Source organism: Pseudomonas sp. Kh14, assembly GCF_900291005.1.
GTDB lineage: Bacteria > Pseudomonadota > Gammaproteobacteria > Pseudomonadales > Pseudomonadaceae > Aquipseudomonas > Aquipseudomonas alloputida.
Map to the genome: position 1 here is coordinate 205,745 of NZ_OLKJ01000037.1, position 13,023 is coordinate 218,767.

14 protein-coding genes are annotated in these 13,023 nt (G+C 60.9%); 4 read left to right on the forward strand and 10 right to left on the reverse strand.

The features are described 5' to 3' along the window. Window positions 1–25: 25 nt before the first annotated feature. From ruvB to FQ668_RS22115, 8 genes are all read right to left on the reverse strand, one after another. The gene (gene ruvB, locus FQ668_RS22080) at window positions 26–1,072 is read right to left on the reverse strand and encodes a Holliday junction branch migration DNA helicase RuvB (protein WP_003254766.1); all 1,047 of its coding nucleotides are present in this window, start codon (window positions 1,070–1,072) and stop codon (window positions 26–28) included. Next, window positions 1,069–1,686 (reverse strand): Holliday junction branch migration protein RuvA, encoded by a 618-nt coding sequence (gene ruvA / locus FQ668_RS22085; RefSeq protein ID WP_019438835.1) that lies wholly within the window; start codon window positions 1,684–1,686, stop codon window positions 1,069–1,071. Before ruvA ends, ruvB begins: the two co-directional genes overlap by 4 nt. Before the next feature lie 109 nt (window positions 1,687–1,795). Further along, complete coding sequence (gene ruvC, locus FQ668_RS22090; protein WP_003254769.1) at window positions 1,796–2,320, reverse strand: crossover junction endodeoxyribonuclease RuvC; 525 nt, start codon at window positions 2,318–2,320, stop codon at window positions 1,796–1,798. A gap of 185 nt (window positions 2,321–2,505) precedes the next feature. Continuing rightward, complete coding sequence (locus FQ668_RS22095; protein ID WP_014589996.1) at window positions 2,506–3,252, reverse strand: YebC/PmpR family DNA-binding transcriptional regulator; 747 nt, start codon at window positions 3,250–3,252, stop codon at window positions 2,506–2,508. Between the two features lie 114 nt (window positions 3,253–3,366). Beyond that, entirely contained in the window at window positions 3,367–5,142 is a 1,776-nt protein-coding gene (gene aspS / locus FQ668_RS22100; RefSeq protein WP_004575741.1) for an aspartate--tRNA ligase, read from the reverse strand. 93 nt (window positions 5,143–5,235) lie between these two features. Then, on the reverse strand, window positions 5,236–5,457 hold the full coding sequence (locus FQ668_RS22105; RefSeq protein ID WP_003254776.1) for an FmdB family zinc ribbon protein: 222 nt from the start codon (window positions 5,455–5,457) through the stop codon (window positions 5,236–5,238). Between the two features lie 94 nt (window positions 5,458–5,551). Beyond that, a complete protein-coding gene (locus FQ668_RS22110) occupies window positions 5,552–5,881 on the reverse strand; it encodes a ribbon-helix-helix domain-containing protein (RefSeq protein WP_014589995.1) in 330 nt (109 codons plus the stop codon). Between the two features lie 211 nt (window positions 5,882–6,092). Then, a complete protein-coding gene (locus FQ668_RS22115; RefSeq protein WP_003254783.1) occupies window positions 6,093–6,566 on the reverse strand; it encodes a Dps family protein in 474 nt (157 codons plus the stop codon). Between the two features lie 281 nt (window positions 6,567–6,847). Here FQ668_RS22115 and FQ668_RS29170 point away from each other — a divergent pair, with 281 nt between their 5' ends. Next, window positions 6,848–7,441 carry a cold-shock protein gene (locus FQ668_RS29170; RefSeq protein WP_014589994.1) on the forward strand — a complete coding sequence of 198 codons (594 nt, stop codon included), beginning with the start codon at window positions 6,848–6,850 and terminating at the stop codon, window positions 7,439–7,441. A gap of 121 nt (window positions 7,442–7,562) precedes the next feature. On the opposite strand, the gene FQ668_RS22125 is transcribed toward FQ668_RS29170, so the two are convergent. Both FQ668_RS22125 and FQ668_RS22130 read right to left on the reverse strand, forming a co-directional pair. Next, the gene (locus FQ668_RS22125) at window positions 7,563–7,769 is read right to left on the reverse strand and encodes a SlyX family protein (protein WP_012051473.1); all 207 of its coding nucleotides are present in this window, start codon (window positions 7,767–7,769) and stop codon (window positions 7,563–7,565) included. A gap of 1 nt (window position 7,770) precedes the next feature. Then, a complete protein-coding gene (locus tag FQ668_RS22130) occupies window positions 7,771–8,190 on the reverse strand; it encodes an HIT domain-containing protein (protein WP_014589992.1) in 420 nt (139 codons plus the stop codon). Between the two features lie 691 nt (window positions 8,191–8,881). Between FQ668_RS22130 and FQ668_RS22135 the strand changes: the two genes are divergently transcribed. The 3 genes from FQ668_RS22135 to FQ668_RS22145 all read left to right on the forward strand — a co-directional run bounded on the left by FQ668_RS22135 (window position 8,882) and on the right by FQ668_RS22145 (window position 13,015). Further along, window positions 8,882–10,165, forward strand: a complete 1,284-nt coding sequence (locus tag FQ668_RS22135; protein WP_019438836.1) for an OprD family porin — start codon at window positions 8,882–8,884, stop codon at window positions 10,163–10,165. Window positions 10,166–10,325: 160 nt separating this feature from the next. Further along, entirely contained in the window at window positions 10,326–12,041 is a 1,716-nt protein-coding gene (locus FQ668_RS22140) for a proline--tRNA ligase (protein ID WP_014589990.1), read from the forward strand. Window positions 12,042–12,061: 20 nt separating this feature from the next. Further along, a complete protein-coding gene (locus FQ668_RS22145; RefSeq protein WP_019438837.1) occupies window positions 12,062–13,015 on the forward strand; it encodes a hypothetical protein in 954 nt (317 codons plus the stop codon). The last annotated feature ends 8 nt before the right edge of the window (window positions 13,016–13,023 follow it).

The following is a 13,023-nucleotide window of genomic DNA, read 5'->3' on the forward strand; positions in this document are numbered from 1 at the left end:
ACCACAAAAAGTCGCTTTCGATCTGTCATTCATCGCCTGGCTCGGAAAAATCGCCCCCCTCCCCCAAGCGCCCGGGGATATTCAGCCCAAAGTGCAGGTAGGCATGCCGGGTGACCACGCGGCCGCGTGGCGTGCGCATGATGTAACCCTGCTGAATCAGGTACGGCTCCAGCACATCTTCGATGGTATGACGCTCTTCGCTGATGGCTGCAGCCAGGTTGTCCACGCCCACCGGGCCGCCATCGAACTTCTCGATCATGGTCAGCAGCAGGCGACGGTCGGAATGGTCGAAACCACGCTCGTCGACATCCAGCAGGTTCAGCGCCATGTCAGCCACGGCCTTGGTGATCTGGCCCTTGCCGCGTACCTCGGCATAGTCACGCACGCGGCGCAGCAGGCGGTTGGCGATGCGCGGCGTGCCACGGGCACGGCGGGCGATCTCGTAGGCACCCTGGTCTTCGATGGCCAGGCCAAGGATGTTGGCCGAGCGGCTGACGATGGTGCTCAGATCCTTGTCGTTGTAGAACTCCAGGCGCTGGACGATACCGAAGCGGTCACGCAGCGGGTTGGTCAGCATGCCGGCACGGGTAGTAGCCCCCACCAGGGTGAAGGGTGGCAGATCGAGCTTGATAGAACGGGCTGCCGGGCCTTCGCCGATCATGATGTCGAGCTGGAAGTCCTCCATGGCCGGGTACAGCACCTCCTCGACAACAGGCGACAGGCGGTGGATTTCGTCGATGAACAGCACGTCGTGCGGCTCGAGGTTGGTCAGCATGGCTGCCAGGTCGCCGGGGCGCTCGAGAATCGGCCCCGAGGTACTCTTCACCGACACGCCCATTTCATGGGCGATGATGTTGGCCAGGGTGGTCTTGCCCAGGCCGGGCGGGCCGAAGATCAGCGTGTGGTCAAGCGACTCGCCGCGGCCGCGGGCGGCCTGGATGAACAGCGCCATCTGCTCGCGCACCACCGGCTGGCCGATGTACTCGTCCAGGCTCAGCGGGCGAATCGCACGGTCCTGGACTTCTTCGCGGTCGCGGCCACTGGCGGCGATCAGGCGGTCGGCTTCGATCACTTGGAAATCATCCCTTTCAGGCTGCGGCGGATCAGCTCTTCACTGCTCAGGCCGGCCTTGTCCTGGATCGCGGCGATTGCCTTGCTGGCTTCCTGCGGCTTGTAGCCCAGCGAGACCAGGGCACTGACTGCATCGGCCTCGGCACTGGACTCGCTGGCGACCGGTAAAGGCCCATCGGACACCAGGGTGAACATGGCCGGCGAGGTTTCCCAGGCTTTGAAACGGTCCTTGAGCTCGACCAGCAAGCGCTCGGCGGTTTTCTTGCCGACGCCCGGTACGCGCACCAAGGCTGAGGTGTCCTGGGCCTGCACGCAGCGCACCAGTTCATCCACTTCCAGCCCGGACATCAGCGCCAGGGCCAGCTTCGGCCCTACGCCGTTCAGGCGAATCAGCTCGCGGAACAGCTCGCGCTCGCGCTTTTCGGCAAAGCCGTAGAGCAAGTGGGCATCTTCGCGCACGACCAGGTGGGTATGCACCGTGACGGTTTCACCCACTTTGGGCAGACGGTACAGCGTGGTCATGGGTACTTCCAGTTCGTAACCCACGCCGTTGACGTCGATAATCAGGTGAGGCGGTTGTTTTTCCGCCAGGGTGCCGCGCAAACGTCCAATCACGTTCCGATCCTTCCTCTCGGGGAGCCGGTCAAAGACCGCTCAACCCTATCAGCAAATGCAGCGGGTGAATGTATCACCCGAACAAAATGTGTATCAGCGCATGAAGCGCTTACAGACGCAAGCGCCCGCCGCGTCGCCGCGCTGTGCTCAAGCCATGCGGCACCAGGCTGGAGCGGGTGTGGGCGTGGCACAGAGCGATGGCCAGGGCATCGGAAGCGTCGATCTGCGGTTTTTGCGTCAATTTCAGCAGGTGCATGACCATCATCATCACCTGCTCCTTGTTGGCCCCACCCGTGCCGGCTACGGCCTGTTTGACCTGGGTGGCGCTGTACTCGGCGATCTCCAGGCCGGCCTCGGCGGCGGCGACGATAGCCGCGCCACGTGCCTGGCCAAGCTTGAGCGCCGAATCGGCGTTGCGGGCCATGAACACCCGTTCGATGCCCATGGTCACCGGGCCGTGCTGGGCAATGATTTCACTGACACCACGAAAAACAATCTGCAGCCGCTCGTGCAGCTCACCGCTGCCGGTGCGGATGCAGCCCGACGCCACGTACTCGCAACCACGGGCGGTCTGGCGTACCACGCCATAGCCGGTGATGCGCGAGCCGGGGTCGATACCTAGAATCAGAGTCATAAAGCCCGTCGAAAAAATGATGCATCTCTACAAACTGCGCCGGCCCTTTCGCGGGTAAACCCGCTCCTACAGGTACTGCACCACATTTGAAAGGGGCGTAATACCTGTAGGAGCGGGTTTACTCGCGAAAGGGCCGGCACAGGCGCTATCAAACGCTCAGAGTTGGCACAAAATGCCAAATCACCTTAGCCGAGGCTTTCCATGATCTCGTCGGAAATCTGGGCATTGGAATAGACGTTCTGCACGTCGTCCAGGTCTTCGAGCATGTCGATCAACTTGAGCACCTTTTCGGCACCGTCCTGGTCGAGCTCGGCACTGGTGGTCGGCTGCATGACGATTTCCGCGTCAGCGGCCTTGAAGCCTGCCTCTTCCAAGGCATTACGCACGGCATAGAAGCTGTTGAACGAGGTGAACACGTCGAACGAGCCGTCGTCGTTGGCGACCACGTCGTCGGCATCGGCCTCCATTGCCGCTTCCATCAACGCGTCCTCTTCCACGCCCGGGGCAAAGCTGATCTGGCCTTTGCGCTCGAACAGGTAGGCCACCGAACCGTCAGTACCCAGGTTGCCGCCACACTTGGTGAAGGCATGACGCACGGCCGCGGCGGTACGGTTGCGGTTGTCGGTCATGGCTTCGACCATGATCGCCACGCCACCCGGGCCGTAACCTTCGTAGCTAAGCTCTTCGACATTGTCGCTTTCATTGGTGCCAGCGCCACGGGCCACGGCGCGATCGATGATGTCGCGGCTCATGTTGGCGCCCAACGCCTTGTCCAGGGCCAGGCGAAGACGTGGGTTGGATGCCGGATCAGGGCCACCCTGCTTGGCAGCGACCGTCAGTTCACGGATCCACTTGGTGAAGACCTTGCCCCTCTTGGCATCCTGGCGCTCTTTGCGGTGCTTGATGTTCGCCCACTTGGAATGACCAGCCATAACGACTCCGAATCCTTTGAATCACAAACGGCCCCGCCCCATGACGGGGCGGGACGGGAAAAAACCTGCGTCGAAACGCAAAGGCGCATCCATGTGGATGCGCCCGAGGACTGCTTACTCGACCTTGGTCTGTTCACGCAGTCGGATGTGCAGCTCGCGCAGGGCCTTGGCGTCGACCATGCCAGGGGCCTGGGTCATGACGCATGCAGCGCTCTGGGTTTTCGGGAACGCGATCACTTCACGGATCGACTGGGCGCCGGTCATCAGCATGACCAGACGGTCCAGACCGAACGCCAGGCCACCGTGAGGCGGTGCCCCGAACTTCAGAGCGTCGAGCAGGAAGCCGAACTTCTCTTCCTGTTCTTCCGCCTCGATACCCAGCAGACGGAATACCGCCTGTTGCATCTCTTTACGGTGGATACGGATCGAACCGCCGCCCAGCTCGGTACCGTTCAGCACCATGTCGTAGGCACGGGACAGGGCAGTGGCCGGGTTGGCCTCGAGCTCTTCCGGGGTGCACTTCGGCGCGGTGAACGGGTGGTGCAATGCAGTGAAGCTGCCGTCCTCGTTCTCTTCGAACATTGGGAAGTCGACGACCCACATCGGCGCCCACTCGCAGGTCAGCAGCTCGAAGTCGTGACCCAGACGAATACGCAGCGCACCCAGGGCTTCGCTGACCACCTTGAACTTGTCGGCACCGAAGAACACGATGTCACCGTCTACGGCGCCAACGCGGTCGAGGATGTTGTTGAGGTTGGCCTCAGGGATGTTCTTGACGATAGGCGACTGCAGGCCCTCGACGCCCTTGGCGCGCTCGTTGACCTTGATGTAGGCCAGCCCCTTGGCACCGTAGATACCGACGAACTTGGTGTACTCGTCGATTTTGCTGCGCGGCATGCTGGCACCACCTGGCAGACGCAGGGCGGTAACACGGCACTTCGGATCGTTGGCCGGGCCGGCGAACACCTTGAAGTCGACATCCTTCAACTGGTCGGCAACGTCGACCAGTTCCAGCGGAATACGCAGGTCTGGCTTGTCGGAGCCGTAGCGGCGCATGGCCTCTTCGAAGGTCATGTGCGGGAACTCGCCGAATTCCAGGTCGAGCACTTCCTTGAACAGCTTGCGGATCATGCTTTCGGTCAGGCCCATGATCTCGCTTTCATCGAGGAAACTGGTCTCGATGTCGATCTGGGTGAATTCCGGCTGACGGTCGGCACGCAGGTCTTCGTCACGGAAGCACTTGGCGATCTGGTAGTAACGGTCGAAGCCAGCGACCATCAGCAGCTGCTTGAACAGCTGTGGCGATTGCGGCAGGGCGAAGAAGCTACCGGCGTGGGTACGGCTTGGCACCAGGTAGTCGCGCGCGCCTTCCGGGGTGGCACGGGTGAGAATCGGGGTTTCGACGTCGAGGAAGCCGTTTTCGTCGAGGAAGCGACGGATGCTGCTGGTGATGCGCGAGCGCAGGCGCAGCTTGTCGGCCATTTCCGGGCGACGCAGATCGATGAAGCGGTAACGCAGGCGGGTCTCCTCGCCGACGTCGGAGTATTCGTTCAGGGGGAACGGCGGGGTTTCCGCTTCGTTGAGCACGTTCAGCTGGTAGCCGAGGATCTCGATGGCACCGGAAGCCATGTTGGCATTCACTGCACCCTCAGGACGCTTGCGGACCTTGCCGGTGATCTGCACGACGTATTCGCTGCGCACACGGTCGGCGGCAGCGAAGGTTTCGGCGCGATCCGGGTCGAACACGACCTGGGCCATGCCTTCGCGGTCACGGATGTCGAGGAAGATCACCCCGCCGTGGTCGCGGCGACGATGGACCCAGCCGCAAAGGGTGACTTCCTGGCCGTCCAGGCTCTCGTTCAGTTGGCCGCAATAATGGCTGCGCATCATGATGGTGGTTTCGCTTCTCGTGATTCGTGTATTCGGTGGAGGCCTTGGCCGCCCGGAGGGCTAATACTGCAAGACCCGGTCACAGCATTCAACTCAGTCGGCCTTGTCGCCGCCTGCCAGATTCTTTTTCGCCCCGGTCTTGAAGTCGGTTTCGTACCAACCGTTACCGCTCAGGCGAAAGCCTGGCACCGACAGCAGCTTTTTCAGTGCCGGCGCCTGACAGGCCGGGCAATCGGTCAGCGGCGCGGCGCTGATCTTCTGCAGCACTTCCATGCGGTGCTCGCAGGACGCACATTGATAGTCATAAAGGGGCATGGGTGTCTCTCGTCAACCATAACGCTGGCTGCCGGGGGGCAGCAAAAAGCGGGATTATATATGGTTAGCAAGCACTGCGCAGCCCGCCTGGCGATCAGCGCGCACTTGGCGGGTCCTGCAGCCACGCCACGCAGATTACCCGGATCAGCCCGCTGAAATTGCGCACTCCGCCCTGGCGCAGGTGCACCTCACGGTCCACGTAGGACAACACGGCACTGACCGAGCAACGGTTGGCGGCGGCGATGCGCTCAAGGATACCCCAGTAGACAGCCTCCAGGCGCAGACAGGTAGAAAAGCCGTTGAGCCGCACGGAACGTGACACCGGCTGCGTCTGCAACATGTCGAAGTCCGCCTTGAACGGGTCAATACACTGTTTTCCTGGCCAGCTGCCCTGGCCAGCCCTACGCTTGCTCGCTTGCATCATGCGCCACACTTCCTCGTCACAGGTACCAGGTGACCTATGAAGCGCTGACGGGCGAGCTTAAAGCAGCGGCAAAATGTTCCTTCGCAAATACCAGATTGCCAGGCGGAGCCTGTGGGAGCAGACAATGCGGTGAATGGCACCGGCTACGCCGGTGTTCGCGGGCGTGCCCGCTCCCACAGGGGTGGCGCAAGCTTTCCGTCTTGAGCAACGGTTACTTGCCGTCGAGCAGTACCCGCAGCATCCAGGCGGTTTTCTCGTGTACCTGCATGCGCTGCGTCAGCAGGTCGGCGGTCGGCTCGTCACTGACCTTGTCCACCACAGGGAAAATGCTGCGCGCAGTGCGTACCACGGCCTCCTGCCCCTGAACCAACTGGCGGATCATCTCGTCTGCCGGGGGGACGCCTTCCTCCTCCTTGATCGACGAGTGCCGTGCATAGAATGCATACGAACCCGGTGCAGGGAAGCCCAAGGCACGGATGCGCTCGGCGATCGAATCGACTGCCAGCGCCAGTTCGTTGTACTGCTCTTCGAACATCAGGTGCAAGGTGCGGAACGACGGGCCGGTGACGTTCCAGTGAAAGTTATGGGTTTTCAGATACAGCACGTAGGTATCCGACAACAGGCGGGACAGCCCATCGACGATGGACTTGCGATCTTCTTCACTGATACCGATATCGATTGCCATGAAGCTCCCCTTTCCATAAGGCTTGAGACTCAAGCGGTCGCCGACCACTGTAGCAACACTTGTCGCATGCCGCATGTGACATGGCGCAATACATCGCCCACTGGGCGGCCTGCGGTTTGAGTAGGCTGCGGCTTTACTGTTAAATAGGCACTGTGCCACCCGTGCGGATTGTCATTGCCGGGTGCATAGGCTGGCCTGCCACGTGTTCGCGCCCTATATCTCATGCGCACCGTGCTGCCAGCTCTTCCTGTGATCGGCCTTATCAACAGTGAGCCAACCCCATGTTCAAGATCGTCCATCTGGTGACGGGCGTGGCAGCTTTGCTGCTATCGCTCATACCCAGCCTGAAAACCGATGCGACACCCTTCCTGCAACAACCCGACGCGGTCTACCTGGCCCTGCTCGGCCTGCTCAACCTTGTGCTGGCCCCGGTCGTGCCGCTGTATCATCGCGGCGCGCGACAACAACTGCAGCACCTGGCCTGCGCCCTGCTGGTAGTCGCCGTCGTGCTGCAGACCCTGACGCTACTGGCCCGCCCCGAAATGGGCAACCTGGCAGCCCTGGTGTGTGCGGCGCTGGCCGTGGCCGTGCATCTGGCCGTGGGCTTTGCCCGCAGCCCGCGCAAGGCACGCGGCACTCAACACGTGACACAAGATGCTGGCAACCGTGATACCGGCACCGTCAAATGGTTCAACACATCGAAAGGCTTTGGTTTCATCTCCCGAGACTCGGGCGATGACATCTTCGTGCACTTTCGGGCCATCCGCGGTGAGGGCCACCGCATTCTGGTCGAAGGCCAGCGCGTGGAGTTTTCGGTGATGCACCGCGACAAGGGCCTGCAGGCCGAAGACGTGGTTGCAGTAAACCGCCGTTGACCAACGGCTGACCGGCCGACGCTATCAACGGCAAACCAGCGTCCACAAGGGCCGTGCTGCCCCTGAAGGCAGCATCATACCTGTGGGGGCTGGCTTGCCGGCGATAGCAGCCTGGAACAACTCAATAATGAGGAGGCGGGGCCTCTTCCCCTTCGCTGCCATACTGGCCAACCATCTCTTCATGACGCTTGATCAGCTCGGCCATCTGCAATTGCAGCCGCTCGATCACCCGCGCTTGCTCCACCACCACGTCATTCAGCGCCTGGATAGCGTCATCCTGAAACGCCTGACGGGTTTCCAGTTCGACCATCCGCATTTCCAGTGTCATCTCAGGCCTCTTGGTATCCAGCAAGTTGTAGCCCGCGCAGGCGCTGGCGAACAGCTTGCAGTTGATCATCGGTGTAGCCCACAGGCGCACACTTGCCCCATACCGGTGCCGGCCATGCGGCGTCGTCGCGCTGGCGCACAATCACATGCATGTGCAACTGGCTGACCACGTTGCCCAACGTAGCCACGTTCATCTTGTCGGCCCCATAGCTGGCCTTCAACGCCTCTGCCAACAAGGTGGTTTCCTGCCACAACTGCTGTTGCTCTGCCACATCCAGCTCGAACAGCTCACTGATACCAGCGCGCTTGGGCACCAGAATGAACCATGGGTAATTGGCATCCTTGCTCAGCAGCAACTGGCACAGCGGAAACTCTCCCAACACCAGCGAATCCTGCTGCAAACGCGAATCGAGGACGAACACGGCATATCTCCTTCAGGCAATACCATCCCGCTTCAGGCGGAAAACAGGCCAGCAAGGATACCTTGCACACTCCCGGTAACACAGCGCTACTTTTCGCACCAAAATGAGGCCACCTGCCCGCCCTCCCCACACTGACCACCCCACAAACGATGCTGGATGAACAAGTTGCGGTAACACTTTGACTCTAAAGGCAAGTTTTTAATTTCTAATGATTCTCGATCGCATAAATCACACAAGCAGCCTTCGTCCCGCATTTACGGGACTTTCCGACCCTCGGTAGCAGGTTTTGTGAAAATTTCATGAACTGTTGCGAATTTTGAGCACGCTTGTTGCATTCCCTTCACGCCAAGTCGGCACGACATCTGCAGTAGCAGGTGTACGCGACAAATAACAACAGCGACATGGGTTACCAGGGAGTTTCCTCAACCGGAATCGGCGGTTACAGATTCGTTACGGTGCCAGGAACAGCGCTGAGGTTATACGGCCCCTGAACCGGGGCGTGATTTGCGACATGGAAATACTTAAAAGCGACACGGTGAAAAAGTTCCGCAAAGAGTGCTTATAGCCATATCGCCAACAACAGTCTGCGTGCTATACATTTTCGCCGACATAAAAAGAAAGAGCTGCCCCATATAACTAAAAGACTTGGACGCAGCGGTACTCTTCCTAAAAACCAAAGGAGCAAATCACGATGCGCGTGATGAAGTGGAGCATGATCGCCCTGGCCGTTTCGGCAGGGACCTCGCAGTTGGCAATGGCCTCGGCACAGGACGAGTCCAAAGGTTTCATCGAAGACAGCAAGCTGAGCGTCAAGACCCGCATGCTGTACTTTAGCCGTGACTTCCGTAACAACGCGCCTGGCTCCCAGAGCCGCGTTGAAGAAACCGGCCTTGGCTTCCTCGGCACCTTCGAATCGGGCTTCACCCAAGGCACCGTAGGCTTCGGTGTCGACGCCATCGGCATGCTGGGCCTCAAGCTGGACAGCGGCAAAGGCCGCGCCGGCACCGGCCTGTTCCCGACAGGTGCCGACGGTCGCTCGCAAGACGACTACTCCGAAGGCGGCGGCGCAGTGAAAATGCGCATTTCCAACACCGTGCTCAAGTTCGGCGACCAGTTCACCGCCCTGCCAGTACTGGCTACCGACGACAGCCGACTGCTGCCGGAAGTGGCTGAAGGCGGCCTGATCACCAGCAACGAAATCGATGGCCTGACCCTGCATGCCGGTCACTTCACCGCACTCAACGCCCAGGCTCAGACCTACCACGACAGCCTGAACCTGACTGAAGCCAACGTCTTTGGTGGCACCTACGCCATTACCGACAGCCTCAGCACCAGCGTCTACTACTCGCGTATCGAAGATCACTTCCGCAAGTGGTACGGCAACATCAACTGGGCGCTGCCGATCAGCGACAAGCAAGGCCTGGTGTTCGACTTCAACATCTATGACACCAAGTCGATTGGCAACAACCTGACCGGCGCCTACGTCAGCAAGTCCGACGGCACCAATGAGCTGGACAACATCGCAGCCAGCCTGTCGGCCGCTTACAACGTTGGCGCCCACACCTTCACCCTGGCCTACCAGAAAGTCAGCGGCGACGGTGATTACGCTTACGGCGTGGACGGTGGCGGCACCGTCTTCCTGGCCAACTCCGTTGCCCGTTCCGACTTCAACGCCGAAGACGAAAAATCCTGGCAAGCGCGCTACGACCTGAACTTCGCCGAGTTCGGTGTACCTGGCCTGACCTTCATGACCCGCTACGTTAGCGGTACCGGTGCCACCACCCGCACCACCGACAGCGGCAAGGAATGGGAACGCGACATCGACGTCAAGTACGTGATGCAGAGCGGCCCGGCCAAGGACCTGAGCTTCCGCGTACGTCAGGCCACCTACCGTTCGGGCGATGGCGTGTACTACGGTTCCCCATCGATCGACGAACTGCGCCTGATCGTGGAGTACCCGCTGAGCATCCTGTAAGCCTGGCTTGCAGTGCCCCGCACCTGAAAAAGCCCGGCAATCACGCCGGGCTTTTTCTTGGCTGACAAGTGTCACGCCCTGGGGCATCCTGTACGCCTTCGTTTCCCCCCCGTACAATGCGGGGCTATTTCAACGTCTTAGGCAATCGACACGGCTAACCATGCGCACCAGTCAATATTTGCTCGCCACCCAGAAAGAAACCCCTGCCGACGCAGTGGTCATCAGCCATCAGCTCATGCTGCGTGCCGGCATGATCCGCAAACTGGCCTCCGGCCTGTACACCTGGCTGCCGATGGGCTTGCGGGTAATGCGCAAGGTCGAAGCCGTGGTGCGTGAGGAAATGAACGCCGCCGGCGCCCTGGAAGTGCTGATGCCGAGCATCCAGCCCGCCGAGCTGTGGCAGGAATCCGGTCGCTGGGAACAATACGGCCCTGAGCTGCTGCGCCTGAAAGACCGCCACCAGCGTGACTTCTGCGTCGGCCCTACCCACGAAGAAGTGATCACCGACCTGGCCCGTAACGAGCTGTCCAGCTATAAACAGCTGCCGCTCAACCTGTACCAGATCCAGACCAAGTTCCGTGACGAGATCCGCCCGCGCTTCGGCCTGATGCGTGGCCGCGAGTTCATCATGAAGGACGCCTACTCGTTCCATGCCGACCAGGCTTCCCTGCAGGAAACCTATGATCGCATGCACCAGGCGTACACCAATGTGTTCACCCGCCTGGGCCTGGACTTCCGCCCAGTGCAGGCCGATACCGGCTCGATCGGTGGCAGCTACTCGCACGAGTTCCACGTGCTGGCCGAGTCTGGCGAAGATGACGTGATCTTCAGCGACAGCTCCGACTACGCCGCCAACATCGAGAAGGCCGAAGCCATCCCGCGTGAAACCGTGCGCCCTGCCCCTACCGAGGAGCTGCGCCTGGTCGACACCCCGAATGCCAAGACCATCGCCCAGTTGGTGGAGAACCACGGCCTGCCGATCGAAAAGACCGTCAAGACCCTGATCGTACGCGGTGCCGAAGAGGGCAAGCTGATTGCCCTGATCGTCCGTGGCGACCACGAACTGAACGAAATCAAGGCCACCAAGCTGGAACAGGTTGCCGACCCGCTGGTCATGGCCACCGAAGCCGAACTGCGCGACGCCATTGGCGCCGGCGCCGGCTCGCTCGGCCCGCTCAACCTGCCACTGGAAATCATCATCGACCGCTCGGTTGCCCTGATGAGCGACTTCGGCATTGGCGCCAACATCGACGACAAGCACTACTTCGGTGTGAACTGGGAGCGCGACCTGCCGGTTCCACAAGTCGCCGACCTGCGTAACGTGGTCGAGGGCGACCCGAGCCCTGACGGCCAGGGCACCCTGGTTATCAAGCGCGGCATCGAAGTGGGCCACATTTTCCAGCTGGGTACCAAGTACAGCGAGGCGCTGAAGTGCCAGGTGCTGGGCGAGAACGGCAAGCCGGTCGTGCTGTCGATGGGTTGCTACGGCATTGGCGTGTCCCGTGTTGTTGCAGCTGCCATCGAGCAGAGCTATGACGACAAGGGCATCATCTGGAACGACGCCCTGGCGCCATTCCAGATTGCCCTTGTCCCACTGCGCTACGAAACCGACGTGGTCCGCGAAGCAACCGACAAGCTGTATGCCGAACTGACTGCCGCCGGCTATGAAGTGCTGCTGGACGACCGCGACAAGAAGACCAGCCCAGGCATCAAGTTTGCCGACATGGAGCTGATCGGTATCCCGCACCGCATCGTCGTCAGCGATCGCGGCCTGGCCGAAGGCAACCTGGAGTACAAGCACCGCACCGAGCAGGACGCCCAGGCGTTGCCGCTCAATGAAGTGCTGACCTTCCTGCAGGCCCGCGTTCGCCGCTGATAACCAATGCACGAGTGATCATGTACAAGCGAAGTACCTTTACCCTTGGGGGCGCCGCACTGTGCGGCGCCCTGCTCGTCAGCGGCTGCGCCAACCAGATGTCCCAGCGCAGCGACCATGAGGAGCGCGTCGAGCGCAAACTGCTCGAGCACACCCTGCAGATCGATGTCGGCGAGCCGAAGGTGATGGAGCTTCCGCAGCGACGTGTGCGCGTGCATGAGCAAAAGCGCTTCGAAGTCACCGAATTCGAAGTGACCCGTCGCTATGACCGCTACACGCCTTACCAACCCTGGCGGGAGATCTATGAGATCCCGCTGGGTGCAGTGGCCGTGGTGGCGGGAGTCGGCGCCAATGTGGTCAACGTCTTCGCCTTGGGTAACCTGCCGCAAAGTATCACCCACGACTGGCTCAGCTATGGCGTGGATGGGCTCAACCCGTTCATGAACGTGCCATCCAACGGCCGCGCCCAGCAGAACCTGGCCGGGATCAGCGAAGTGCAGAAAGGCAAGCGCGAGGAACCCATCAGCCTGCCCTGGAGCGAGCGCCTGGTCGAGGTCAAGGCCGGCAAGATGACCCACGAGCTGACCACCGACCGCAACGGCGTGCTGCGCCTGAACCTGCTCGACAGCCCGTTCTCCGAGCAGAACCTCAACCACGTCGGCACCCTGCACCTGCAAGTACTTGACGAGGACAATGCGGTACGAGGCGATGCCAGCCTGTTGGTCAGCGCCACCCTGCGCAATAAGCTGCTCGAAGCCCATGAGCTGATCTTCGATGACCTCGAAGATGATGATGTCGGCCAGTGGGTGCACCGGGTCAAGCGCCTGTCCGAACTGGGCCTTGAAGAGGAAGCCAGTGAAATGGAACAGAGCCTGATCGAGCTGACCCGCAACGATCCGGAGCTGCAGCAGGAATTCTTGCAGTCGCTGACCAAGGCCACTGGCCGGTTGGTGGCTGATCCAGGCGTGCATTGACAGAAAGG

Bases quoted from the DNA above. Each gene is read 5' to 3' on its own strand.
- ruvC (WP_003254769.1), bottom strand. From the start codon at position 2,320: ATGACTCTGATTCTAGGTATCGACCCCGGCTCGCGCATCACCGGCTAT.
- FQ668_RS22095 (WP_014589996.1), bottom strand. From the start codon at position 3,252: ATGGCTGGTCATTCCAAGTGGGCGAACATCAAGCACCGCAAAGAGCGC.
- aspS (WP_004575741.1), bottom strand. From the start codon at position 5,142: ATGATGCGCAGCCATTATTGCGGCCAACTGAACGAGAGCCTGGACGGC.
- FQ668_RS22105 (WP_003254776.1), bottom strand. From the start codon at position 5,457: ATGCCCCTTTATGACTATCAATGTGCGTCCTGCGAGCACCGCATGGAA.
- FQ668_RS22110 (WP_014589995.1), bottom strand. From the start codon at position 5,881: ATGATGCAAGCGAGCAAGCGTAGGGCTGGCCAGGGCAGCTGGCCAGGA.
- FQ668_RS22115 (WP_003254783.1), bottom strand. From the start codon at position 6,566: ATGGCAATCGATATCGGTATCAGTGAAGAAGATCGCAAGTCCATCGTC.
- FQ668_RS29170 (WP_014589994.1), top strand. From the start codon at position 6,848: ATGTTCAAGATCGTCCATCTGGTGACGGGCGTGGCAGCTTTGCTGCTA.
- FQ668_RS22125 (WP_012051473.1), bottom strand. From the start codon at position 7,769: ATGACACTGGAAATGCGGATGGTCGAACTGGAAACCCGTCAGGCGTTT.
- FQ668_RS22135 (WP_019438836.1), top strand. From the start codon at position 8,882: ATGCGCGTGATGAAGTGGAGCATGATCGCCCTGGCCGTTTCGGCAGGG.
- FQ668_RS22140 (WP_014589990.1), top strand. From the start codon at position 10,326: ATGCGCACCAGTCAATATTTGCTCGCCACCCAGAAAGAAACCCCTGCC.
- FQ668_RS22145 (WP_019438837.1), top strand. From the start codon at position 12,062: ATGTACAAGCGAAGTACCTTTACCCTTGGGGGCGCCGCACTGTGCGGC.